Source organism: Lutispora sp. QWL-02, from assembly GCF_058315355.1.
In genome coordinates, this window is sequence record NZ_CM177762.1 from 1,606,146 (window position 1) to 1,629,325 (window position 23,180).

At 41.0% G+C, this 23,180-nt stretch carries 21 protein-coding genes and 1 pseudogene; 16 read left to right on the plus strand and 6 right to left on the minus strand.

Annotated elements, in window-relative coordinates:
- Positions 1-33: 33 nt before the first annotated feature.
- The 4 genes and pseudogenes from dapA to AC4HCY_RS07365 form a co-directional block, all read left to right on the plus strand.
- Positions 34-915, plus strand: coding sequence for a 4-hydroxy-tetrahydrodipicolinate synthase (gene dapA, locus AC4HCY_RS07350; RefSeq protein ID WP_323431695.1), 882 nt, complete (start codon positions 34-36; stop codon positions 913-915).
- Positions 916-926: 11 nt separating this feature from the next.
- Entirely contained in the window at positions 927-1,967 is a 1,041-nt protein-coding gene (locus AC4HCY_RS07355; protein ID WP_323431696.1) for a homoserine dehydrogenase, read from the plus strand.
- Between the two features lie 376 nt (positions 1,968-2,343).
- A complete protein-coding gene (locus tag AC4HCY_RS07360) occupies positions 2,344-3,288 on the plus strand; it encodes an IS982 family transposase (protein WP_491095731.1) in 945 nt (314 codons plus the stop codon).
- 1,211 nt (positions 3,289-4,499) lie between these two features.
- Positions 4,500-4,601: pseudogene (locus AC4HCY_RS07365) on the plus strand (sodium ion-translocating decarboxylase subunit beta); the annotation flags it as partial.
- 435 nt (positions 4,602-5,036) lie between these two features.
- On the opposite strand, the gene AC4HCY_RS07370 reads toward AC4HCY_RS07365, so the two are convergent.
- Positions 5,037-5,276, minus strand: a complete 240-nt coding sequence (locus AC4HCY_RS07370) for a hypothetical protein (RefSeq protein WP_491095732.1) — start codon at positions 5,274-5,276, stop codon at positions 5,037-5,039.
- On the opposite strand from AC4HCY_RS07370, the gene AC4HCY_RS07375 reads away from it, so the two are divergent.
- From AC4HCY_RS07375 to AC4HCY_RS07385, 3 genes are all read left to right on the plus strand, one after another.
- A complete protein-coding gene (locus AC4HCY_RS07375; protein ID WP_491096095.1) occupies positions 5,257-6,333 on the plus strand; it encodes an MBOAT family O-acyltransferase in 1,077 nt (358 codons plus the stop codon). The two genes, AC4HCY_RS07370 and AC4HCY_RS07375, sit on opposite strands and share 20 nt — an antisense overlap.
- Before the next feature lie 63 nt (positions 6,334-6,396).
- Entirely contained in the window at positions 6,397-7,752 is a 1,356-nt protein-coding gene (locus tag AC4HCY_RS07380) for a DHHW family protein (RefSeq protein WP_491095733.1), read from the plus strand.
- A 238-nt stretch (positions 7,753-7,990) separates the two neighbouring features.
- Positions 7,991-8,974 (plus strand): homocysteine S-methyltransferase family protein, encoded by a 984-nt coding sequence (locus tag AC4HCY_RS07385; protein ID WP_491095734.1) that lies wholly within the window; start codon positions 7,991-7,993, stop codon positions 8,972-8,974.
- A gap of 343 nt (positions 8,975-9,317) precedes the next feature.
- Here the strand turns inward: AC4HCY_RS07385 and AC4HCY_RS07390 are convergent, their stop codons facing one another.
- Together AC4HCY_RS07390 and AC4HCY_RS07395 are read right to left on the minus strand one after the other, a co-directional pair.
- Positions 9,318-9,980, minus strand: a complete 663-nt coding sequence (locus tag AC4HCY_RS07390) for a flavin reductase family protein (RefSeq protein WP_491095735.1) — start codon at positions 9,978-9,980, stop codon at positions 9,318-9,320.
- Positions 9,981-10,053: 73 nt separating this feature from the next.
- Positions 10,054-10,893: a helix-turn-helix domain-containing protein gene (locus AC4HCY_RS07395; RefSeq protein ID WP_491095736.1), complete on the minus strand. Its 840-nt coding sequence runs from the start codon at positions 10,891-10,893 to the stop codon at positions 10,054-10,056.
- A 223-nt stretch (positions 10,894-11,116) separates the two neighbouring features.
- Here AC4HCY_RS07395 and AC4HCY_RS07400 point away from each other — a divergent pair, with 223 nt between their 5' ends.
- The gene (locus tag AC4HCY_RS07400; protein ID WP_323431222.1) at positions 11,117-11,281 is read left to right on the plus strand and encodes a hypothetical protein; all 165 of its coding nucleotides are present in this window, start codon (positions 11,117-11,119) and stop codon (positions 11,279-11,281) included.
- A 4-nt stretch (positions 11,282-11,285) separates the two neighbouring features.
- Here the strand turns inward: AC4HCY_RS07400 and AC4HCY_RS07405 are convergent, their stop codons facing one another.
- Positions 11,286-11,519 carry a helix-turn-helix domain-containing protein gene (locus AC4HCY_RS07405; RefSeq protein WP_491095737.1) on the minus strand — a complete coding sequence of 78 codons (234 nt, stop codon included), beginning with the start codon at positions 11,517-11,519 and terminating at the stop codon, positions 11,286-11,288.
- 299 nt (positions 11,520-11,818) lie between these two features.
- On the opposite strand from AC4HCY_RS07405, the gene AC4HCY_RS07410 reads away from it, so the two are divergent.
- The 7 genes from AC4HCY_RS07410 (at position 11,819) to AC4HCY_RS07440 (ending at position 21,554) form a co-directional block, all read left to right on the plus strand.
- Positions 11,819-12,889 carry a TRAP transporter substrate-binding protein gene (locus AC4HCY_RS07410; RefSeq protein ID WP_323431224.1) on the plus strand — a complete coding sequence of 357 codons (1,071 nt, stop codon included), beginning with the start codon at positions 11,819-11,821 and terminating at the stop codon, positions 12,887-12,889.
- Positions 12,890-12,912: 23 nt separating this feature from the next.
- Positions 12,913-13,389 carry a TRAP transporter small permease gene (locus tag AC4HCY_RS07415; RefSeq protein WP_491095738.1) on the plus strand — a complete coding sequence of 159 codons (477 nt, stop codon included), beginning with the start codon at positions 12,913-12,915 and terminating at the stop codon, positions 13,387-13,389.
- 7 nt (positions 13,390-13,396) lie between these two features.
- Positions 13,397-14,671 (plus strand): TRAP transporter large permease, encoded by a 1,275-nt coding sequence (locus tag AC4HCY_RS07420; RefSeq protein WP_491095739.1) that lies wholly within the window; start codon positions 13,397-13,399, stop codon positions 14,669-14,671.
- Positions 14,672-14,707: 36 nt separating this feature from the next.
- Positions 14,708-15,829 carry a M24 family metallopeptidase gene (locus AC4HCY_RS07425; RefSeq protein ID WP_491095740.1) on the plus strand — a complete coding sequence of 374 codons (1,122 nt, stop codon included), beginning with the start codon at positions 14,708-14,710 and terminating at the stop codon, positions 15,827-15,829.
- A 256-nt stretch (positions 15,830-16,085) separates the two neighbouring features.
- Positions 16,086-18,050, plus strand: a complete 1,965-nt coding sequence (locus AC4HCY_RS07430) for a potassium channel family protein (RefSeq protein WP_491095741.1) — start codon at positions 16,086-16,088, stop codon at positions 18,048-18,050.
- 13 nt (positions 18,051-18,063) lie between these two features.
- Entirely contained in the window at positions 18,064-18,240 is a 177-nt protein-coding gene (locus AC4HCY_RS07435) for a hypothetical protein (RefSeq protein ID WP_491095742.1), read from the plus strand.
- A gap of 35 nt (positions 18,241-18,275) precedes the next feature.
- The gene (locus tag AC4HCY_RS07440; protein WP_491095743.1) at positions 18,276-21,554 is read left to right on the plus strand and encodes a TIR domain-containing protein; all 3,279 of its coding nucleotides are present in this window, start codon (positions 18,276-18,278) and stop codon (positions 21,552-21,554) included.
- Positions 21,555-21,606: 52 nt separating this feature from the next.
- Here AC4HCY_RS07440 and AC4HCY_RS07445 read toward each other — a convergent pair whose 3' ends face one another.
- A complete protein-coding gene (locus tag AC4HCY_RS07445) occupies positions 21,607-21,888 on the minus strand; it encodes a CD3324 family protein (protein WP_323431231.1) in 282 nt (93 codons plus the stop codon).
- Positions 21,889-22,458: 570 nt separating this feature from the next.
- Between AC4HCY_RS07445 and AC4HCY_RS07450 the strand changes: the two genes are divergently transcribed.
- Positions 22,459-22,647 carry a hypothetical protein gene (locus AC4HCY_RS07450; protein WP_491095744.1) on the plus strand — a complete coding sequence of 63 codons (189 nt, stop codon included), beginning with the start codon at positions 22,459-22,461 and terminating at the stop codon, positions 22,645-22,647.
- Here AC4HCY_RS07450 and AC4HCY_RS07455 read toward each other — a convergent pair.
- Positions 22,641-23,180: a TIGR03943 family putative permease subunit gene (locus tag AC4HCY_RS07455; RefSeq protein WP_323431233.1), complete on the minus strand. Its 540-nt coding sequence runs from the start codon at positions 23,178-23,180 to the stop codon at positions 22,641-22,643. The genes AC4HCY_RS07450 and AC4HCY_RS07455 overlap by 7 nt on opposite strands.

Below are 23,180 nucleotides of genomic sequence, written 5' to 3' on the forward strand. Positions count from 1 at the left end.
TGGCTAAAAATAAAAAATAGAGGAGGATGTACAGTGTTTAAAGGAATCTACACACCGGTAGTAACACCCTTTGATGAAAATGAAGAAATAGATTATGGCAAAATGAAACTCAATTTGGATAAATGGGGCAAAACTGATTTGGACGGTATAGTAGTATTAGGCTCCAATGGTGAGTTTGTTTATTTGACAGAGGATGAAAAATTAAAATTAGTGAAGTTTACGATAGAGAATTTTACTAAGGAGAAAAAAATAATTGTAGGAAGCACCTGCGAATCTACCAGGGGAACTATAAGCTTAAGCAATAAGATGGCGGATTTGGGAGCAGATGCAGTGCTTATACTGCCTCCGAATTATTTCAAAGGCGGCATGAAGGAAGAGGTCTTATATAAGCATTATACAAATGTAGCCGATGAAGTAAAAGTTCCTGTCATGATATACAATATGCCGGGAAATACCGGCATTAATCTAAGCTCCGGCCTGGTAGCGAGATTGTCAAAGCATCCTAACATAGTGGGCATAAAGGATACTTCAGGCAATATAGTTCAATTATCGGAAATCGTAAGAGATACTGATGATGACTTTGCTGTTTTTGCAGGAAATGCAGGATATTTATTACCGGCATTGGCTGTAGGTGCCAGGGGAGCCACTTTGGCATTGGCCAATATCTTGCCTGATGAATGCTGCAAATTGGTTTCCTTGTTTAAAGAAGGAAAGATGGATGAAGCCAGGGAGCTTCAAAAGAGACTTCTTGAGCCCAATTTCACTGTAACAGGAAGATTTGGAGTACCGGCTTTAAAATATGCTCTTGACTTGCTTGGCTATGGAGGCGGATATCCAAGAAGACCGCTATTGCCGCTATCTGAAGATAACAAGAAGGTTGTAGAAGAAGTCTTAAAGACCTATGGCGCATTATAGGAAGATAGGATATGAGGAGAAAAGCGATGAGAATAGCTATTATTGGATTTGGAGGAGTAGGAAGGGCTTTCCTCCGATTGTTAAAAGATAAAAAGGATGAACTGAAGGAAATAAACCCTCAAGTAAACTATGTCATTGACTATATGGGAGGGATATATGATCCTGAGGGCATAGATATTGAAAAGCTCGCAGATTTTTCCGAAAAGAATAGAGATATAACCAAATATCCTATCGGAGGTTCTCCGGAAATAACATTTGATAGTATGCTTGCCAATAAGGATGTAGATGTTGTAATCGAAATGACCCCAACGAATAAAGAAACAGGAGAGCCAGGAATGACTCATATAATAAAATCTCTGGAAAATGGCTTTCATGTTGTAACCTCAAATAAGGGTCCAATCTTGCTTGGGTATAAAAAGCTGAAGGAAATCGCCAGAAAGAATAATGTTCAGCTTGGCATAGGATGCACCTCCGGCGGAGCACTTCCAACTATAAATGCCGGAATTATTGATATGGCGGGCTCAAATATCCTATCCATTGAAGGTGTATTAAACGGGACCACTAACTTTATCCTCAATGAGATGGAAAGCACAGGAGCAGAATACCAGGAAGCCTTGAAAAAGGCCCAACAGGCAGGCATTGCTGAAACAGACCCCACCCTGGATGTGGAAGGCTGGGATACTGCTACAAAGCTTCTGATCCTGACAAATGTGCTTATGAATGAGGAGAAGACCTTGGATGATATAGAAGTGGAAGGCATCACCTCCATAAAGGTCTCCGATATTCGAGAAGCGGCTGAAAAGGGACAAAAATATAAGCTGGTGGGAAAAACTATAAGAAAAGAAGATAAGCTGGAAATGTCAGTAAGGCTTGAAAAAATAAATCCTGATAATCCTTTGTATGGAGTGGATGGAAAGAATAAGGCAGTAAGATACACCTCTGATACCTTAGGCGACCTGACGATCATAGGTGGAGCATCCGGAGTAACACCCGCTGCAGCCTCTATACTCAGGGATTTGATAAACATATATATGGGATGCAAGTTTGTGTAGGATTAGGGGATTAGGCTTGGACTAATTCAAATAAAATAATGTTTGGTTTTACCCGTGGAGTGTACATAAGAGAAATCTTGTGTAGCTTCACGGGTTTTTTTATTCTCACGGAATGGAAGAATGATTTTATATGAATGATAAAATATATGAGAAAATGAAGGCGTTTTTTTGAGTGGATCAATAAAATATATGGCATTAGAGATGTAGAATAATTTGGCTTTCATGCATACTTAATTTATGATGGTGTGCACGAAAGTCAAATTTAAATTAACTCGTTGTGCTAGGTTTTAATTTACCAAAAATTTCGAATGAAAAACTTCAACATATTATGTTAACCTATCAAAAAACACCAATCCATTGATAGGGGGTCACATATATGCTGGAGCTTGATAGAACTTATTCTATCAAAAAAATTGGAGATTTAAAAGACTTTGTAACTGTCGCCTATGTCATAATTGACGATATTTACCAAAGTGTTACTCCAACACATATTAAAAAACGTTGTAATATCAATAATTCTAAGATGAGTGATAGTGAAATAATTACCTTAAGTATTGTTGCTGAGTTACTAACTATTGATTCTGAAAATGCCTGGTTTGGTTTCTGTCAGAAGAATATGCGAGACTTGTTTCCAAGGCTCTGCAGTAGATCTAGATTCAATCGAACCCGAAGAAACCTTCATGCAGTCATAGAAGAAATTCGAAAAGAGATTTCTTCACTTACAGAACATATTTACCAGCTATATAGAATTATCGACAGTATACCTATCCCAGTATGCAAGTTTGGAAGAGCGCATTTTCATAAGACATTTAAAGGATTTGGCGCTGCTTATGGTAAATGTGCCTCCAAAAAGGAAACATACTTGGGGTATAAGCTGCACATGCTTGCAACTATAGATGGTTTCATAACTGATGCCGTAATCACTCCAGCAAACATAGATGACAGAACAGTAGCTTGGGATTTAACGAGTAGCTATAGTCGAATTACTATGTTTGGTGACAAAGGCTATATGGGTGATGATTTTGCAGAAGCTTTAAAGGCTGAAAGAGACATTGACATCTTACCTTTAAAAAGGAGCAACAGTAAAATTCAATTCCCCAAAGTATTGAGGCAAACCATCTTTAGACTAAGGAGAAGGATTGAAACATCAGCATCCCAGCTTGCTTGCCAACTCAACATTGAAAGAGTGCTTGCAAAGTCATACTGGGGGTTACAGGCAAGGATTAAAACCAAGTTGTTGGCGTATAATCTTTGTTACTACATCAATAAGCTTATGGGTCGTGAGGTATATTCAAGAATCAAAGAGTTAGTATTTGGATAATTAATCCACATAGGTACTATCTATCAGGGATTTTATATCCTCATCCATTGGTATAATATTCCTTTAGTTGAAATCAAATTACCTAGCACAAGAGGTTAAATTAGTAAATAGCATTACAATGTGCGGATAATATCATGGATAGATTTATTAAATAGTACATTAATTGCATGGAAAGAAAAGAAAAAAGAAAGAGCTTTTTAATATATTATGGGGATACACCGGAGGGAAGCGGAGGACAGACATTATCAGCAATTTTGATATATTGTTAGGAATTAATAGAGGATTTATGGGAAAATTAGAGAATATCTATCGTGAAGCATGCATGATAAACACTACCTTTTATGATATAACGAAATTATTCGAATGATATGTGATGTAAATCAACTATCTTACGGGACTCTCCGTATGATAGCTCTTATCACATTACAGCAGCAGCCCAAGCTGCATTGAAACGTGGATGGAGGAATATACATTAGGTGATATCTGGGAAAAGAATATTATCGGAGTGAGGACTTCAAAATGATTAGAGTTAATCTTGACATACTTGGAGATTTACAGGAGGTATGATGCTCATGAAAACTAAAAGATGCTGGTTTATCTTAATTATACTCATGCTCTTATTGCTGGCTTCCGGTGTATATGCAGCTGATGCTTTATACCGATTCATGCACAATGATCATGATGCATTGATTATCGGTGAGATAGTAAGTATAGAGGAAGATAGTATAAAAGTTCGGGTAGAAAAAAATATCATAAGCGCCAAAGATCTTAACGTAAACCAATCCAAAAAGCAGTTGAAACTGACTGAAGCGGAAATAATATCGCCATTTAAGTATGGATTGTTCTATGATGATTATGATAGCAGTAAAGCCAGCCCTTCACTGGGAGATTATGTGCTTATATCTGTTATTAAGTCCGGAAAGGGTTTTAAGAATGCTTGGGGAGCTTATAAGGTGGATAGCCTTGACTATAAAAATTTATCGATAACCTTACCTGATAACCCAAGCATATGGAAGCAAATGGATGCAGCAGCAATCAAAGCCTTTGTGAACAGCGACGGACAAATCACCGAGTTTTCATTCGATGGAGATACCAAAACTGTACGATCAGGTGAAAGTATTATTTTTGACGGAAATGATGAGGATGCAGATGACATTATTCCGGATGACGGAGCAGATATATCCAAACCACCTGTAGATGAGAAAGAAATCAGCTCTTCAATAGGTATAATTGGCGGTGCTGATGGACCAACCTCAATATTTATTGCCGGAAATCTCCTGAAAACACTTGTAGTTCCAATAATTGCGTATTCGGTTATAATCTTTGGGATTGGCTTTTCAGTCGGATATATTGTTAAAGGGAGGAAACTATAAAAACCATAACATGTTTGGATGGGACTTTTTTAAATTACGATTTTTTGTATTATCAAGGCATGCTGAACCATGACGGGAATTGAAAGTTTTATCCTGCAGTATACTTTTTAGGGAACAATTAATAGGGTTATGCGTCTAGTAATATAAGGTGTATAATTAAAGAAGATATTCTTGTGAGTAAAAGCAAATTTATATCTTAAAATTTCTTAAATGGTAAATATAACAGATGAAAAATGGATGTCAGGGGGCAATGTTGGTGGTATTTTCCAGCTTGTTTTTTCTTTGCGTTTTTTTACCTATCTGTTTGGGTATTTATTATATTATAAAAAACAGAACCTACCGAAATTGTATATTAATTCTTACTTCATTATTGTTTTATGCATGGGGTGAGCCTATATGGGTCACTATCCTGATTTTTTTGACATTCCTGAATTGTTTCATAGGTCTGGCAGCAGAGAAAAACAGGGAAAACCGGAAGGGCAAGATATCGGTTGCCATATCAGTGACCACATCTCTCCTGATTTTGATCTTTTTCAAATACTCAGATTTCATTATAGATAATGTAAATGGTATTTTGGGTACAAGCCTTCGTATGATGAAAATTAGCCTTCCCATAGGGATATCCTTTTATACCTTTCAAATTATTTCATATGTAATTGATGTTTATAAAGGAGAGGTAGATGCACAAAAATCTCCTTTTAAACTGCTGCTTTACGTTTCATTGTTTCCTCAGCTTATTGCGGGACCCATTGTGCGGTATAAAGACATTGCGGAAGATATTGATAATCGGGTTGAGACGGCAGCAGAGTTTAATTATGGTGTAAGCCGTTTCATAGTGGGTCTTGGGAAGAAGGTAATCATAGCAAATACTGCCGGAAAGACTGCAGAAGTCTTCATGGCAACAGACTATACAAGACTTTCCGTATTGGGAGCTTGGTTCAGCATTTTGCTTTTTGCTATTCAAATTTATTTTGATTTTTCCGGCTATTCGGATATGGCAATAGGGCTGGGCAAAATGTTTGGATTTACATATAAGGAGAATTTCAACTATCCTTACATATCAAGATCAGTGACTGAATTTTGGAGAAGATGGCACATTTCACTGAGCAGCTTTTTCAGGGATTATCTTTACATACCTTTAGGCGGGAATAGAAGGCATAAGCTTAGAAATCTATTTATTGTTTGGCTGTTAACTGGATTATGGCACGGAGCCAGTTGGAATTTTATCATCTGGGGATTGTACTATTTTATTTTGCTATTTATCGAAAAATTATTTCTTAATAGGCTGCTTGAAAAAATACCCGCAATTTTTTCAGCAATATATCTTTGGGTCGCAGTGCTGGTGGGGTGGGTATTCTTTTATCATACCGATTTAAGCCAGGCTGTGCATTTTATTGGAATCATGTTCGGTGCGAAAAATGCACCTATTACCACACCGGAAGTAAGTATTTGTTTACGAAACAATGCTGTATTTCTTGTTATTGCCTTTATTGGATGCACACCTGCACTTAAGCTATTTTATCAAAGAATTAAATCATGTGCCCAAAATGTCAAAGGTGCTCTAATTTTAGAATCCTTTATAAAGCCGATTTTTAATGTATGTGTATTGATACTGTCTATTATTTTTTTGGTGGGACAGTCATACAACCCATTTTTATATTTTAGGTTTTAATGAATATATTTAGATTATTTGATGTTTTGAGAATGATTGATATAATTTTGTGGAGGAGAATATATGAAGAGGTTCAAAATTGACACAATACTGTTTATAATAATAATTTCAATTTTGGGCATATCAAATCTGCTTAATTTTGATAAGCCTTCGATTTCCAAGCTGGAAAACAGAGCTCTTAAGCGTAAGCCCCAGTTTTCATTGGCAGAACTGTTTAGAGGCAGCTATTTGAAGGATTTTGAGGAATATTACAGCGATACTTTTATCATAAGGGACAACTTGTTAAAGATTAACAGAGACCTGCGATATGCCGTAGAATTCTTAGGCTCGGATATTTCCCTGGTAACTGCCTACGAGGATATTCAGATGCCTGATAAAAAGAGTGCAGCAGAAAAAGCAGAAGTCTTGCATCCCGAAACTGCACAATCTATATCCGATGGTAAGAACACTCCTTCACAAACAGAATCATCAATTCCCGAACCAAAAGCTGAGGAAGAATTAAATAAGGATTTCGGGGACGGGAAGGATGTCGGCTATTGGCTGGTAGTGGACGGTAAGGCTGTTCAGTTGTTCAAGTTCAATAAAGAAAATTTTGAATACTATTCCCAGGTTCTTAATAAATTCAGTGAGAAGCTGGGAAGCGATGTGAAGATATATTCAATGATACCTCCGACTGCGGCGAATTTTATGATACTAAAAAGATACAAGGGGATTACTGATTCACAAAATGATGCGCTTGCTTTTTTGAAAAGCAAGCTTGATAAGAATATTTCTTTTGTAAATGTTTATGATCCGCTTAACGAGCATAAGGAAGAGTATATATACTTTAGGACTGATCATCACTGGACAGCTCTTGGAGCATATTATGCTTATGCTTCCTTTATGAAAGCTACGGGAGAAGAGCCTATAGCTTTGGAACAGTATGAATCAATAAATCTGGGTGACTATCTGGGAAGCTCATATACAAAGACATTGGACAAGAGTCTTGAAAAAAATCCGGATAATGTTGTAGCCTATAAGCCTTTCACTGATAATGAGTACTTTATGTATTACGGAACGGATGAGAAAAAAGCAGATATTATCGATATGAAATATGCCGATGATATAAAAAATAAATATTTAGCATTCATGAGTACCGGGGGAGCCACCTGGAGCGTAGTTAAAACTGATGTCAACAACGGGAAAAAGATAATGGTGGTGAAGGATTCATTTGGCAATGTCTTGATACCGTTCCTGCTTCCCCACTATGAGGAAATTTATGTTGTAGATGCCAGGTTTTATAGTAAAAGCGTAACGGGTAAAAATATAGTGCAGTTTATAGAGGACAAAGGAATAAATGAGTTATTGTTCGTTATTTATATGGAAGATGTGAATTGGCATAAGTTTATGCAAGGTGTAGAAAATCTTCTGGGCAGTTAGATTCATTAAATTCAATACAATAGGAATTGGGTTTCTTATGGAAAACGCAATGAAAGCAGCTGCTAATTTATATCAAAATTATAGTTACTAGATATACATATAAATTAACAGACTGGGAATTTTGATTCCTGGTCTGTTCTTGCTTTGTTTAAATCCAATTTTGACATTGCCGGCATTGCAAAAGCTTGCAAGATTATAGTACAATGATAGAAAACATATGCGCAGGAGGAATTAAGATATGACAACTCAGCAGCGGCGCGCGCTTTTTATTAAAACCTTGGAGGAAGTGCCCATTTTTATGGTGCAGGGATCGGTTGGAGAACGCATTAAGCGCAACTTCACCCATCGTAATCCTCCAAAGCCACTGGGGCTGTCCGGGCTTTATTATACCGAAGACGGACACCGTGGACTGGATGCCGCATTTAACGATTATACCGGAATTGCACAGAAATATGATGTGCCCATGATGCTGCATCCCTATTGCAAAATAATCGACCGTGAAATAATCAAAGGGGCCTATTATGAAGACCGAAATATCACGGCCGATAACTTTAATCATTGCCGTTCCATTGTAGACGGTTATCCTTCCATCCGCGAAAAAATATTTATTGGCACCACTCTAGGCTTCTCAGGCGATCCTTACCTGCCGGGAACAGGGCTTCCGGAAGAGGAAGCGTACGCATTTCACTCCCGAACCGCAAAAGTGTTGGATTTGTTGGAGCACGACCACGCCCGTACCGGACTTACTCCCACTCTGCCCGAAGCTGCCGGCGCCGCCCGCGCGTTGAGCGAGACAACCATACCCTATTTCGTCAGTTTTCTGGTCCGTAAAAACGGTAAGCTCTTGGACGGCACCTGGTTGCATGATGCAATCGCATACATCGACAGTAAGACCGAGAAGCGGCCGCCTCTATTTTATCAGGTCAACTGCGTTCATCCACGCAACATGATCGAATGTTTGGATCAAACCCCAAACCGCACCGAGCTCGTCCGAACTCGTTTTCGCGGGTTAGAAGCTAATGGCTCAGATCTGAGCCCGGAGGAACTGGATAATGCCGCAGCGGTTTATTCCAGCCCTGCCGAAGATTGGGCTGACGACATGATGCGGCTGTATCGGGATTACGGCCTAAAAGTTCTGGGCGGTTGTTGCGGCACGGATCACAGCCATATGGAGCAGCTGGCCATGCGGGTTCGTGCTGTTTATGACAAACTCGGAAAATAATTAAGCAGTGAGCTGTGGACTTCGGAATCACGATAAAAGCTGGAAAACTAAAATTAAACGCAAACGATAATTATGCATTAGAAGCCTAGTGCTGCCCGTTCAACCTATAGTTCTCGCACTATAGGATTGGGCGTCATTTAGCGGGGTACGTCACTGCCAAAGCTTTGAGGGCTTTCAGACAGAGGTTCGGTTCCCCACAGAACAACTTGTTACAGGGCAAAACAGCCATGCCGATTATGACTTCACTGCCGGCATGGCTGTTATTTAGCATTGAATTTAGTGCTTTTTGTTTACGCAGATCTTATAAATATCCTATATTGCATATTTATCAAGCATTTATCATTTAATCTTCAATTTTTACCCTGGAGTTCATATCCAGTGTGGTTAGAAACCCGGTGTCGTGGTTACCTGTTTTGGGGTTGACCATTTCATGGACATTAAACACCCATTTTCGATTCTCGCAGGTTGTTTTCAAATCATCAGACAGTACGTTTTCATCTATGGCAGCGTGTACTATGCTTCCCTGAACGAGGGATGTAGATTTCGTTTCTTTTTCTATGTCCCGTATCCAATCCAGCTTGCATTCTAAATGTGCAAAACACTCTTTGACACGGGGCGCCTTGACTTTGAGCGGCTTATCATGCTGCAGCCCTGATGCGATGATTTCGTCGGTATTACTATCAAAGGGGTTGATAGTGTTTCTGAATTTGTTCTTCAGGCTTATGTCAGGAAAATTAATTACAAATTCGCCGGTTTTCTCGATCAACTTTCTCGTTTCAGTATAGTTATGCACCATAAGTATGAATTTAGGCTCGTTTCCCGATCCAGCAATCATACCCCATGTACTCAACTGTGCATTTGCCAGTCCGTTATCTTTTAATGTGGTAATAATAAAAATCGGTGAAGGCAGGTCAATAGCAAAATAATACCAGGGGAAAACTTCAAACTGGCCTTCCCATGACTCCTTAATCCAACTGGGTATTTGTACCGGCAGTTCAATTTTCATCTGAAACCCTCCTTATCATCATATATTTATACTATATACATTAAAAGCTCAAGTTTATTGTAAAAATCGGACATTAAAGCTTCAGGTACTGTCCTGGGGTATAACCGCAGAACTCTTTAAAATCCTTTATAAAATGGGATTGATCAAAATATCCGTTGTCATAAGCTGCTATAAGAAAGTCAAGCTGCTTATATTCCGTGCATTGTCTGATTACATTTTGCAGCCTTGTTATCCGGCACAGAGTCTTGGGGGAAACCCCTACATGTTCATTAAATAGGCGGCGCAGATTTCGCTCACTGACAAAGAGTCCGGCTGCAAGTTCGCTTATCTTTATACTACCGGATGTTTCATTTATAGTATATAAAGCCTCCATAACGGTAGCCTGAATAGCATTTACTTTATCAAGCTGGTTGAGCAGGAATGCTTCGACTATACTAATCTGTTCTCCTATGGAGCGAGCATTGACCATTCTTTCTGCAAGCTCATGGAAAGTGGAATAAGAGATAGATTCAAGCTCAGGAGATTCATTGGAGAACTCCCACATAGGCATATTAAGGAAGCGGCGCAGCCCTCCGGGCTTGAAATCCGCTCCAAAAGTCATGATCTCTCCTTTGCTTATGCTATGCTGGTTATATACCACCATTGGTTTATCCATGACCCCCCAGACACTCTCATGGTGGCAGTTCTGCTTGTAATTGATGTCAAAGATAATGCTGGAGCCACCATCAGGTACCAAGGTTACGGGCTTTGGACTCAGCTTCTGTGCCTCGCTTTCCGTACCCGTAAAAACAGAAAGCCAGTAGCATTTCACATATGGTTCAAGCGCACGACATGGCCTGAATATCATAGGATATTTGAAATCCACTTTTCTCCACTGCTCATAATCATCAATTCTGAATCTATCGAGATACATCTTTTACACCATACTTCCATCGTTTCAAGTATTATTCTTGTTTTTAGTTTCATGGTAACAAGATTTTTTCGAATTTATATAAATACATATTACCATTAATGTCCATTGATGGTAAAGACTCTAATCTGTACAATGTTCTTGGTTCACATCTTCGTATGCCGCATTCTACTTTTTGGGAGCTTTCCCCGACACTTAATTACGGGAGTGGAACAAGGAGGTGCATATGACAACTAGGCGGGTTCCGGATGAATTCCTTGAAAATGAAGAAGCCAAAGCCCTGCTGCTATTGCCAAACACCAGGTTTAGGATGAAACCTCTTGAAAATAGTAAGATGAAACCCGTATTTCCCTACTTTAACAGGGAGATACGGGTTTACTTACCACAATAATAAATCACTTATTAATCTTTGGATTATCAGTTCTGCCTATTAGGTAATCAACGGATACTCCAAAATAGTCAGCTAGTGCAACAATCTTATCTATAGGAGTTGTTCTCCTACCTCTTTCAATATCTCCAATGGCACTGCTGTAAGAAAATCCAACGATTTTAGCAAGTTCAACTTGACTAAGATTGCGAGATATACGAAGCATTTTAACACGTTCAGAAAAGGTTTCTTTAGAAAACATATAAAAAACTCCTTGACTTTACGCAAAACGCGTTATATCATATTACATAAGGACGCGTTTTGCGTTAATTATTTTAAAAGGTGGTGTTTTCATAAACGATTGCACACAAAAATAAAAAACAACATAGCCGTTTCAAAAATTATGAAACAGCAAGGGAAACTCATCAGCAGTTATCGTCTTACAAGTTATCATAAAGTTTGCGCCAACAAACTTTATGATAACATCTTACCAAATTTTTCACTTCAATACAACTTAATTATCAAAGAATGAGAGAGTCATTAAAGAAGGGGGTCTGGAATATGAAAAAAATCAGTATGAAAAGACTTCTTAGTTTTTTACTGCTTTTAGCTTTTATCACAAGTGCTGCAGCAACAGGATGCAGCAGTAAATCCGCAAATTCAGCCAACTCAGCAGAGCCGGCTGATAAGGAGAGTAAAAAAGAAGATACGATAGTTATCAAGCTGGGACATCATCACAATGTGGACGGGGTTGTTGATCTTTATTGCAAAAAGTTTGCTGAGTTGGCGGGCACCAAGAGCAATGGACGCATTAGAGTGGACGTATATCCGGGAGCTCAGCTGGGTCAAGAAAATGAAGCAGCAGAAGGGATACTGATGGGTACGCAGCAGATGAGCGGCGTCAGTACAACCGCATATAACAACCTGATCAAGGGCTTTGGTCTTGATATGCTCCCGTTCATGTTCGACAGCTATGAGTCCATTATGAAGGTTTTTACAGAATCCCCGGTAGGAGAAGAGCTTGAAAGCCGTTTCTTGAAGCAGAACGGCAGAATACTGGGATGGATAGCCTTAGGAGGCAGGCATATGATTTTTACTGACAAAGATATCAAAACCGTTAGTAAGATGAAAGGAATGAAGATGCGCTCGCCGGAAAGCGACCTATTTGTCGGCATGTTCAATGCCTTAGGATGCCGTCCTACACCCATTACCTGGGGAGAGACCTATACCGCCTTGCAGACAAATGTTGTAGACGGTATGGAAAGTCCTACTACGAGCATGAAGGATATGAAGTTCTATGAAGTGGCAAAGTATTGCCTTTTGACGAATCATATGTGGGGCACATTCAATCTTGTCATCAATGAAGGATTCTTTCAAAGCCTGCCTCAAGACATTCAGCAGATTATTATAGATTCGGGAAAAGAAGCGAGCATATACGCCAATAAGGTATCCCAGGAGGAAGAAAAGAAGTCCATAGATTTCCTGAAAGAAAAGGGAATGGTATTTCATGAGCTGCCCGAGGAAGACGCGGCGATAATGAGAGCATCCATAGAGCCTGTGATAGATAAATGGGGAAAAGACCATGGGGCTGTGGAATTGATCAAAATGCTGCGGGAAGAGGTTAAAAAATAAAGCTTTTCAAAGGAGGTATGATTTTGGAAAAGTTTTTTAAACTATATGACTCCTGGATTGAAAAGGCAATTGCTGTTCTGATGGGCTTCTTGATAATCAGCCTTTTTGCCCAGGTATTATCACGATATTTATTCAATTTCCCAATCATGTGGACCGATGAGATAGGGAGATATACATTCATATGGATCGTTTATCTGGGGTCTGCTGCAGCATTTAAAAATAAAAGCCATTTGATTGTAGACGTATTCACTCAAAAGATGCCCCGTAAATTACAATTCCGCCTTAATCTTTTTTTCCATGCGGTGATAGTCCTATTTCTATTTCTAGTGTTTAAGTATGGTCTCCAATATACCATGAACAATAGGGGCAATCCGGCATACAGCACGAACGTCATCAGCCTGGGCATAGCCTATGCTTCCGTCCCGGTGGGAGCGTTATTGATGATTATAAATATTCTGCGTGCGATATCCGAAGATATGAAAACGGAAGGAAAGGAGTGAAATTACAATGATAGGGTTAATGATAATATCTTTTATCCTTTTGCTTTTACTGGGTATGCCTGTAGCCTTTGCTATGGCTATATCAGGTACTTTGGCTCTGTTTGGACTCAGCAATGTATCCTGGGTGCTTGTGCCCCAGAGGATGTTTCTTGCATTGAACAGCTTTCCTTTCCTGGCCATACCTTTATTTATACTGGCAGGGGAGCTTATGAACACAGGCGGCATTACACGGCGCATCGTAAGATTTGCTGACTCACTGCTGCGCCAATTCCGCGGAGGATTAGCCTATGTAAATGTGCTGACAAATATAATAATGGCGGGCTTTTCCGGCTCTGCAACGGCTGATGCTGTTGCCATAGGCTCCATAATGATCCCAGCCATGGTGGATGACGGATATCCTCCCGGCTTTTCGGCAGGACTAACCGCATCCGCATCCTGTATAGGGCCCATCATACCGCCGAGCATAACCATGGTGATGTATGGCGCCATAACAGGCGTATCTATAGGCTCAATGTTTCTCGGAGGCTTCATACCCGGACTTTTGATAGGGCTTGGTTTGATGGCATTGGTGTGGTTCTACGCCAGAAGGTATGATTTCAAAAGAAGCGAAAGGGCGTCATTATCGGAAATATTATCGTCACTAAAAGATGCGATATGGGCTTTGATAGCTCCTGTTATAATCCTTTTCGGGATAATATCAGGGGTTATAACCGCAACGGAAGCGGGAGTGATTGCTGTTGTATATGCATTGCTTGTGGGGCTTTTCATATATAAAGAGATAAATATAAAGCAAATTCCCGGGATACTGGCCAAAGCAGGCATGAGCACCGCAGTACCGTCGATCATTATAAGCTGCTCTGCCATTTTCGGATGGATACTGGCACGTGAGAACTTTGCCGTTGCCGTCATCGATATATTCATGAGCATATCGACAAACCCTCATGTGGTGTACTTCATGATAATCCTGATGCTCTTCATAATCGGATTGTTTGTGGACGGCAGTGTAGCCATTATCGTATTCTCCCCCATACTATTCCCTATCGGGAATCAGATGGGCTTTGACCCCATCCATTTTGCATTGGTCATAATAATTACCATACTGATAGGTACCGTCACTCCGCCTGTAGGCCTGCAGTTGTATATCGCATCCTCTATCGCCAAGCTGCCTATCAGCAAGGTTACCATATGGCCCTTTGTGGCTGTAATGGCAGCAGTTTTGTTCCTGATCACCTATGTTCCGTCATTGGTCACGTACATTCCGCATCTTGTTTTCGGAAGTTAGGATTATTAAAATAAAAAATTATAAGGAGAGAGAAGAATGGATAAAAAAATTTTAAAACAGAGAGCAGAGCGTCTGAGACATCTTATGATCCAGGAGGGTATGGATGTGCTGGTAGCCATATCACCCGAGAACGTGCTGTATTCAACGGGAGCATACATTATAACCCAGAAAAGCCTGAGGGACAGGCTTGAAATAAGCATAATCCCCAGGGATGGAGATGCCGTATTCGTAGTGTGCGGCATTGAGGAAAGCCTGGCAAGGGATGAAAGCTGGATAGAGGATATCAGGCCCTATGTGGAATTCAAGGAATCTCCGATAAAATTTCTGGCAGATGTGCTGGCGGAAAAAGGCCTGGACAGAAAGAAGGTCGGCATTGAGCTTCATTATCTGAGCAGCACATTTAATAAGGAATTGATAGGATATCTGCCAAATACTAAATTTCACGAGTGCAGAGGTATATTTGACAAGGTTCGCATGATAAAGGAAACCCAGGAGATAGAGCTCCTTGCCCAGGCAGCAAAGGCCAGCAGGAAGGCTGTTGATGCTGCTTTCCTAACGGCTAAGCCTGGGGATACGGAAAGGCATCTTTCCACTGAGATTATGACTAATATTATGAAGCAAGGACTGGACTGGTCATTTATGGTGCTGGGAACAGGGCAAAGATCTGTTCTTACACATCCTACTCCCGCATATATACCCATGGAGCCGGGAGATATTATCAGAGTGGATTTTGGAGGCATACTCTCCGGGTATCAATCGGACCTGGCTAGGACGGCTGTCATAGGGAAACCTTCACCGGTACAGGCTGACACCTTTAAGAAGTTAGCCCATATTCAAAAAGAAGTAATAGAGGGCATGAAGATAGGTGTGAGGTTCTGTGATGTGTACAATAAATGTAAGGAGCTGTTTGAGAAAAACAGTCTTCCCTTTACAATGCCTCATATAGGCCATGGACTTGGGGTGGATTTGCACGAGCATCCAATCATAAATCCTCTAAATGAGGAAGAGCTTCAAGAGAATATGATCCTCAATGTGGAGCCTCTTGTCATCTTTGGCGGGTATGCATATCATATAGAGGATTTGATACAGATAACTCAAAATGGTCCTAAGATACTTACAGAGTCGGAAATGAGCGAAGAGATACCGGTAATTTCATAGGAGGATAGCGGTAACGGCGGGACAAAGGGGACATATGGTTCTTTTTGTCCCGCTTTCATATGATCTGCTGTGCCGGTGAGATGCAGACCAATTAAATAAACTATAAAGATATCGATAGGAGGTTTAAATATTTTAAAAATATGGAGGAATATGATTAAAATTGTAGAATATTCATGCCATGGTATTATCTTATTAGCAATCTATACTTTATATATTTGTTCAATCAAAATGAAGAAAACGGAGGTCCGTATCAACTATGAGCATGCTATCTACATATTTGCTGGCTTTATTCCTGATAATATTTTGCAGTGCCTTTTTTACTCGCTACGAAAATAAAATGAAAAAGCTTTCACGATTGCTGTTAGTGCCCACCCTATGCGGTGGGCTGCTTGTATATCTTATCGGCTACTGGCCGGACACAGGAATCAAATCACAAAACGCAATGCTCCTAGATGCTTTAATCTCTCTTTTAAGGGCTGTCTTCAGTACAGGACGTATGTTTGTCATTGAAAATGACTTCAATGATATTAATGAAATATTAAAGAACAATCAGCTGTACCTGCTGGCTTTCGGTACAGTGCATGTCACAGCGCTTTTAATAACAACTATAGCGGCTATATCTTGGTTTGGAGAAAAGATCCTGATAAGATTGAAGCTCTTATTCACATCCTTGCAAACAACTTATATCATCTGCGGTCTAAATGAAAATTCATGCAGCTTTGGGGAGGACTTATTGAAAACAGATGAAAAAAGACGGGTAGTATTCATAGAAAAGGATATGGGATCGGATCTTCCGGATAAGGCCAAGGATTTAGGAGCAATTGTCATAAATTCAGATCCACTTGAGCTTTCATGCTTAAAACATGCAGGAATCAATGGGAAGTTAAACAAAAGACCGGTTTATCTTTTCGCTTTTACCGAGGATGAAACTTTGAATATAAACATTGCATTAGAAGTGATGAGAGGGATAAAGGATTCTTCTGTTCAGGATAAGCTTCATATCTATGTAAGAACAAAAGCCTATGAGATTGACCGGGTGTTTGATGATGAGAATCAAAAAAACAGAACCAATTTTGATGTAAGAATATTCAATGAAACTGATATAGCAGCCAGGCAGCTGATGGAGAATCATCCCTTACATGAGGTTGTTGATATTGATTATAGCAGTTCAACTGCAAAGTCTGACCTTACTGTATTGCTGGCAGGCTTTGGCGATATTGGCAGGCAGGTTTTGCAAAAGGCCATCTGCTGCGGTCAGTTTGTCGGGAACAAGACAAGATTTATAATAGTGGACAATAATATTTCAAAAACTTTTGGAGCCTTCAAAAACAGGTATCCTGAGCTGATTTGCAATTACGATATATGCACGGTTGATGCAGACGTACGAGAGGAACGTTTTTTTGATTTGCTTAATGGAAAAGCGGGCGAATTGAATTACATAGCTGTTGCGTTGGGGCAGGACAGGCTGAACCTTGATACTGCATTGGGTATAAAGGCCATATATGATAGAAGTCCGAAGCAGCATAACAAACAACCGGTTATAGCGGTCAATGTATGGGATGAGAAGGAGCTTATGCGCTGCAATACTGCAGAAAATGGAATGGGATGGGGGGACATCCGGATATTTGGACAATCAAAGAAGATTTTTACAGAAGATATTATAATAAATGAATCCATGGACATCATGGCAAAAGCAGTAAACACCTACTATAACAATATAAATCCCCAGCAAGCTGCGGAATGGCGAAAGCTTAGCTCCTTCACAAAAGAATCAAACAGAGCTTCTGCCATGCATATAAGAACGAAGCTTCAACTCACAGGCTTGAATATGTGTAAAAGGGAGATGACTCCAGACTGTCATGAAGTAATTGAGACGCTGGAGAAGCTGAAGGAATATCTTGGGGAAAAACGTCTGAGAAACCTTGCAATGTGCGAGCATCTGCGCTGGAATGCCTTTCACTTCGCATCGGGCTGGAGGACATGGAAGCTTGTTGAAATAGATGGGGAGAGCAAGCCTAAGGATGCCATCCACAAGCGGCACGCTTGCCTGGTTGATTGGGATGCACTTAGGGATGTAGCCAATGCCTTTGGAAGAGACGATCCAGAGTATTACCAGTATCTCGATGTGGATCAGATATTGCATATACCTTATGTCATTAGGGAGGCAGGATATACAATATATATTGACAGAGGCAAAGCTATAACGACTAAAAATACATGAAGAGGTGATTTTGATGAAGGTTCCGGCTTATAATTACATCCACCCTGAAGATAATGCGGCCCTTGAGAATCTGAAGAATATTCCTATGTTTGCCACTGCCTATACATATGGAGATAGCAAGGTTTTCCTCACTATAACCTCAGGCTTGCTGCGGCGGAGATATATCCCTAGATTGGAAATTCCGTCCTGAATGCGGCTCAAAGATATAAAAAAGGAGGGGATCTTTTGCAGAAAATTCATTATGATGCCTTTATCAGCTATCGCCATATTGATCCTGATGCCCAGGTGGCTGCCATGCTTGCACGCAGTCTTGAAAACTATCGCATTCCGTTCTCGCTGCGAAAGCAGAGCGGAAAGAAGCGCATGGGCAAGGTGTTTCTCGATCATAATGAACTGCCAACATCCTCAGATCTAGGCTCCGGTATTGAGGCAGCGCTTCAGGCCTCCGATTATCTCATTGTCATATCGTCGCCGGAATACTTGCAATCTAAATGGTGCATGAAGGAGGTGGATAGTTTTATAGCCCAGGGCAAGCGGGAGAAAATACTGACCATTCTTGTAAAAGGCGATCCGAGCCATAGCTTTCCACCCGAACTAAGATTTGTCCCTAATCCGGATGGTACAGTAACAGAGGTAGAGCCGCTGGCAGCGGATGTGCGTGCAAAAAGCCCATGGGAACGGAATAAAAAGCTAAAGGTGGAAAAGCTCAGGCTGCTTGCTCCCATCCTGGGTGTAGGGTTTGACGACCTGCGCCGCCGTCACCGCGAGCGTTCCCTCAAAATGCTGATCCTCATAGCACTTTTTGCGGCTATAGGCGGCGTAGCTTTCGGAACTTATGCTTACAGCAATTCCGCGATTATTGCCCGGCAGGGCAAAGAGCTTCAAAAAACCAACGACGCGCTTTTGTCAGCTAATTTCGAGGTTCAGGAAAAAAACAAAGCTCTCGCGGATACAAACGATGCTCTGAAGAATGCAAACACTCAGCTTGCAGATACCAATACAGCTCTTGGAAAAGCAAACAGGGATCTTGTGGAAGCCAACGAAATACTCGAAATGAAGAAGCATCAGATTGCAGCCCAGCGCGACGAGGCACTTATTTCCCAGTCGCGCTTCCTCGCAGATGCAGCTCAAACCGCGTCAGATAACGGGAATCCGATGCTAGGCATGCTGCTCTCGCTGGAGGCGCTGCCGAAGAATCTGGATAACCCGGAGCGGCCTTACACCAAAGAAGCGGAGATCGGATTGAGAGGAGCTTTAGCCCAGCTGGATTCCAACACTTACACTATGTATTCATCGTCGGAGACAAAGACCAGAAAGGCTATAGAGTTTTACAGCTACACAAATCACATGCAGAGAAATTATATCGCTTTAAGCAGTGGGTATTCGGATGATATTGAGATCTATTCCATCGAAACAGGTGCGCTCAGCTCTGTACTTACTAAGGCAGACCGAAAGGAGTATTCTTTTTCCACCTCAGGAGACTATGCGGCATACATAAAGAAAATGGGCAACGGCACAGAGCGTCTTGTGGTGCGCGATATCAATCATGGATACGAAACCTATGCCGAAGTGAAATATCCGGATGCGCCCCAGATCTGCTCCTCCGGCATCGGCAACCTGTTCAGCGACATTCTGCGTGTAGCTGTAAAGAACGACAGGACACTGGAGATATACCGGTTCAGGGACGGTTTTAAAGATGGTGAGATAATGACTAAACTGTGCAGCATCACGACAAAGAAAGGTATAAGCGGCTACGCTTGGTGTCCCGATGGCGGCCGTATCATCCTATGGGCTTACGGGACGCTTTATGTCTATGGTGCCGACGACGGAGCGCTGCTTGCCGAAATAAACGGCACGGAGGGAGGCTTTTCAGCCAACGGGCGCATGATCTATGCCGTTGATAAAGGATATCTTAAACTCTATGATGGATCTACCTACCAGCTTGTACATAGCTTTTACGGCAAGGATGAAAAACTTATAGACCGCAGCCAGAGCTTGTATTTTCAGCAGATACTTCGCCGTTTTTCACCGGATGGTTCGCTTATAGTATATCCTGCCAAGGACGGAAGACTGCGGCTCTATTCCTGTGAAACGGGAGAGATCATACATACCCTGTCAGTTCCCTCCGTAAGTCTTACCTGGGCTGACTGGAACTTTAGCGGTGACAGGATACTGGCAGTGGGCAGGGGAAAAACCTATATTTTTTCCGTAAAGAGCGGTCAGCTTCTGCAGACCCTCGACCCGGAGGAAAGCGTTTCTATGGCCTTTTTTATAAATGAATCGGACTCCATATGCGCCATAGCACACAGAAAAATCAGCTTCTGGGGAGCTTCACCCGGTGAATCCGTCTATTTCGGAGACCAAAATTCTACGGAATTTACTTTTTCTAAAAACGGGAAGTATCTTTATCATCTGCGCAATTTTCCTGCGTATACAGCATTCGCCGTAGATACTGTGACCGGTGAAAAGCTCAAATACTTCGGTCAGGCAATATGGTTTAAAGAAACGCAGGATGGCAAAACTTTGGCTGTCTATCGGCCCGAGAACCACATAGACCTCTATGAAGTCGGAGAATGGGATAAGCCTTATAAAACACTCCACTACGACGGAGGACGGGACGACTATTACTATTTCTACAGCACGCCTATGGGAGGCATGTCCTTCTCGCCTGATGGGAAAAAGCTCGCCGTAGTAAATCACATCTGGGGCAAAATTATCCTCTTCGACGTGAAAACCGGCGGTGCGGAGATCCTGCTGGACGGAGGCAAGTTTTCAAAGTATTTCCATTCTCTGGGCATAGGGCTTGCCGATGTCCCGATATACTGGAGCCCTGACGGCACTAAGATAACGGCAGTATACAACAAACCATATATAGATGAATACCGGGGAGGTATGACCATAAATGTGAAAACCGGCAGGGCAGAAGAAATACCAAGTCACATTCATTACGAGCAGAGCCCGGATTACAGATATTTTTTCAAACTGAATCTTCAGGAAAGAAAACTGAGGGTCTATAGCGCTTTGTCGGAGGAGCTGCTGTATACGATTAAAGATTGCGACTGGGCGTGTTTTGGATATGGCGATTTGCTCCTCACAACTGACGAGGCCGCAAAGTTCACCACCGTCCGGCAAGTCTCAAAGGGTGAAGCCCTTTCCACTTTTGAAGAGTCTGCAAGCCCAAGGCATATGCTTCGCTCATGGTATAGGACTTCATATGACGGCAAATATATATCCATGATCAGCAGCGATATGAACGAGCGTTATGCGGTCATGCGGCTTACGGACACAGGTGAGATGATACAGAAAATACCTTATGCAAATAATATTATATGGTCCCCTAGGGACAGCCGCTTTGTGGTGGATATGAGCGGTACGGCCATGAACAGTAAGCTTTCCTATATAACACATATAGACGACCTCGAAACCATTATGAAAAAGGCGGTTGCAAAACTAGGCGGACGCAGGCTTTCAGATTCGGAACGGGAAAAATATTGGCTTCGATGAACTTCAGGTGTTTATAAATCACACTACAGCGAAATTGTAGTGTGATTTTTTGTTATTTTCCCGTTTTTGCATTGTCACTATATACAATCCTTCTTATGCTGTCCTCAGAAAGATTATAAAGCTTTACCAAATCTTTTATCTTGAATCCCTTTCTATATAAACTATAAATTTCGAAATTTCTATCCTTAATAAGCTCCCTTGTTCCGTTGACTTCTCCCCAGCGGGCTCTTTCATTTTTCTTCCTGGGGATATATATTATTTCTCCTTGTATATATTTTTGCACCTCTTCTAATAATTCAATGGGAAGAATATCCTTTCCATTTTTGTAGACCAATGATGAAAACCTCCTCTTTTAATGACATATCACTTTCTTTTATTAATAATGTTTTCATCCTTACACCTCCTCAAATTTAAGATATAAAAATCCCGTGGAAGAATAACCATACCACGGGATCATGAGCAATAAAAAACACGATAACCTATCGTGCATGCCTGTTAAAGTCAGCTAAGACTTTTATATTGATATTTCAGGTGACGGTTATTTTTTATGACTAGAAAAATGCAATGCAAAAAATCCGAATATCCGGATGATCATATCAAAGAATTTTTCTAATCCTTATTCAGTTATAGATGCAATACCTCGCTTAAAGCTATATCAATTTTCATATAAAAAACACTCCTTTCACCTGGAATTGACAATTATATTAATAATATTATATGCCCCGTTGAATTGGATGTCAATGTATGGAATCTGGCACATGGAAGCATAGAATAAAGGGAGGCAGTAGAGCCTCCCCAAGCTAAGTCCTTCGACTGATAGTTCCTCGCGCTAAGCGAGGCACCACCTATACTTTCCAATCACATTGACCATCTCCTTTCATCGGAATTGCCGGCTGATTATATTATGGCTTATGCTATGCTCATAATCAATATCAAGAATAATTATAATAATTTATTCATACTTTTTGTGAGCGATGTCATAGTAATGGCACCGGATAGTTATAAGTCTTCGCTGCAAGAAATGGTATATGAATCATTGGCAAAGCTGCAGATTTCATTTGAACGCGTGGATACGGATGAAGCATATTATTGATATACATACTCTTCTCCCCGTGTATCCAAAACGGTCAATGAGGATAGGTCGAGGCGGAGATACTTATTCCCGTCTTCCTCAAATTCCTCTAATACGCCTACGACTTCCACCCAATCATTGTTATTCGGATAATCGCCGGACCAGACCACCTCGAAGCCTGCGTTGGCGTCGAATCCGCAGCAGCCGGGACCATAACGGATGACGTAATAATAAGTCGTATTGTTTGCATCATTATAAAATGAATTGAAAATACCCTCGTACTTGATGGCTTTTCCCAGGTAGTCCTCGGCGTTTATATAAATATCATTGGTTTGAGCGATAAACATTTTTTCCTTTATCTCGATCACATCCGAATCCGCGGAGGCAGGCGGCGCATTATGCACAGGCGGAGCTTCATCCGGCTCATCGGGAGTCTCCGGAGTGCCGATTGACTGAGCTTCTTTGTCATTTGTTTCAGGAATGGCAGGACTTTGCCTGCCGCAGCCGGCAAGCAGTACAAGACAGACAAGCATCATGATAAAAGCCTTTTTCAT

Excerpts from the sequence above, each read along its gene's own strand:
- AC4HCY_RS07385 (WP_491095734.1), top strand. The coding sequence starts at position 7,991 with ATGACAACTCAGCAGCGGCGCGCGCTTTTTATTAAAACCTTGGAGGAA.
- AC4HCY_RS07435 (WP_491095742.1), top strand. The coding sequence starts at position 18,064 with ATGAAGGTTCCGGCTTATAATTACATCCACCCTGAAGATAATGCGGCC.
- AC4HCY_RS07390 (WP_491095735.1), bottom strand. The coding sequence starts at position 9,980 with ATGAAAATTGAACTGCCGGTACAAATACCCAGTTGGATTAAGGAGTCA.
- AC4HCY_RS07355 (WP_323431696.1), top strand. The coding sequence starts at position 927 with ATGAGGAGAAAAGCGATGAGAATAGCTATTATTGGATTTGGAGGAGTA.
- AC4HCY_RS07375 (WP_491096095.1), top strand. The coding sequence starts at position 5,257 with ATGAAAATTAGCCTTCCCATAGGGATATCCTTTTATACCTTTCAAATT.
- AC4HCY_RS07395 (WP_491095736.1), bottom strand. The coding sequence starts at position 10,893 with ATGTATCTCGATAGATTCAGAATTGATGATTATGAGCAGTGGAGAAAA.
- AC4HCY_RS07410 (WP_323431224.1), top strand. The coding sequence starts at position 11,819 with ATGAAAAAAATCAGTATGAAAAGACTTCTTAGTTTTTTACTGCTTTTA.
- AC4HCY_RS07430 (WP_491095741.1), top strand. The coding sequence starts at position 16,086 with ATGAGCATGCTATCTACATATTTGCTGGCTTTATTCCTGATAATATTT.
- AC4HCY_RS07455 (WP_323431233.1), bottom strand. The coding sequence starts at position 23,180 with ATGAAAAAGGCTTTTATCATGATGCTTGTCTGTCTTGTACTGCTTGCC.
- AC4HCY_RS07380 (WP_491095733.1), top strand. The coding sequence starts at position 6,397 with ATGAAGAGGTTCAAAATTGACACAATACTGTTTATAATAATAATTTCA.
- AC4HCY_RS07400 (WP_323431222.1), top strand. The coding sequence starts at position 11,117 with ATGACAACTAGGCGGGTTCCGGATGAATTCCTTGAAAATGAAGAAGCC.
- AC4HCY_RS07420 (WP_491095739.1), top strand. The coding sequence starts at position 13,397 with ATGATAGGGTTAATGATAATATCTTTTATCCTTTTGCTTTTACTGGGT.
- AC4HCY_RS07405 (WP_491095737.1), bottom strand. The coding sequence starts at position 11,519 with ATGTTTTCTAAAGAAACCTTTTCTGAACGTGTTAAAATGCTTCGTATA.
- AC4HCY_RS07425 (WP_491095740.1), top strand. The coding sequence starts at position 14,708 with ATGGATAAAAAAATTTTAAAACAGAGAGCAGAGCGTCTGAGACATCTT.
- AC4HCY_RS07370 (WP_491095732.1), bottom strand. The coding sequence starts at position 5,276 with ATGGGAAGGCTAATTTTCATCATACGAAGGCTTGTACCCAAAATACCA.
- AC4HCY_RS07360 (WP_491095731.1), top strand. The coding sequence starts at position 2,344 with ATGCTGGAGCTTGATAGAACTTATTCTATCAAAAAAATTGGAGATTTA.
- AC4HCY_RS07450 (WP_491095744.1), top strand. The coding sequence starts at position 22,459 with ATGGCTTATGCTATGCTCATAATCAATATCAAGAATAATTATAATAAT.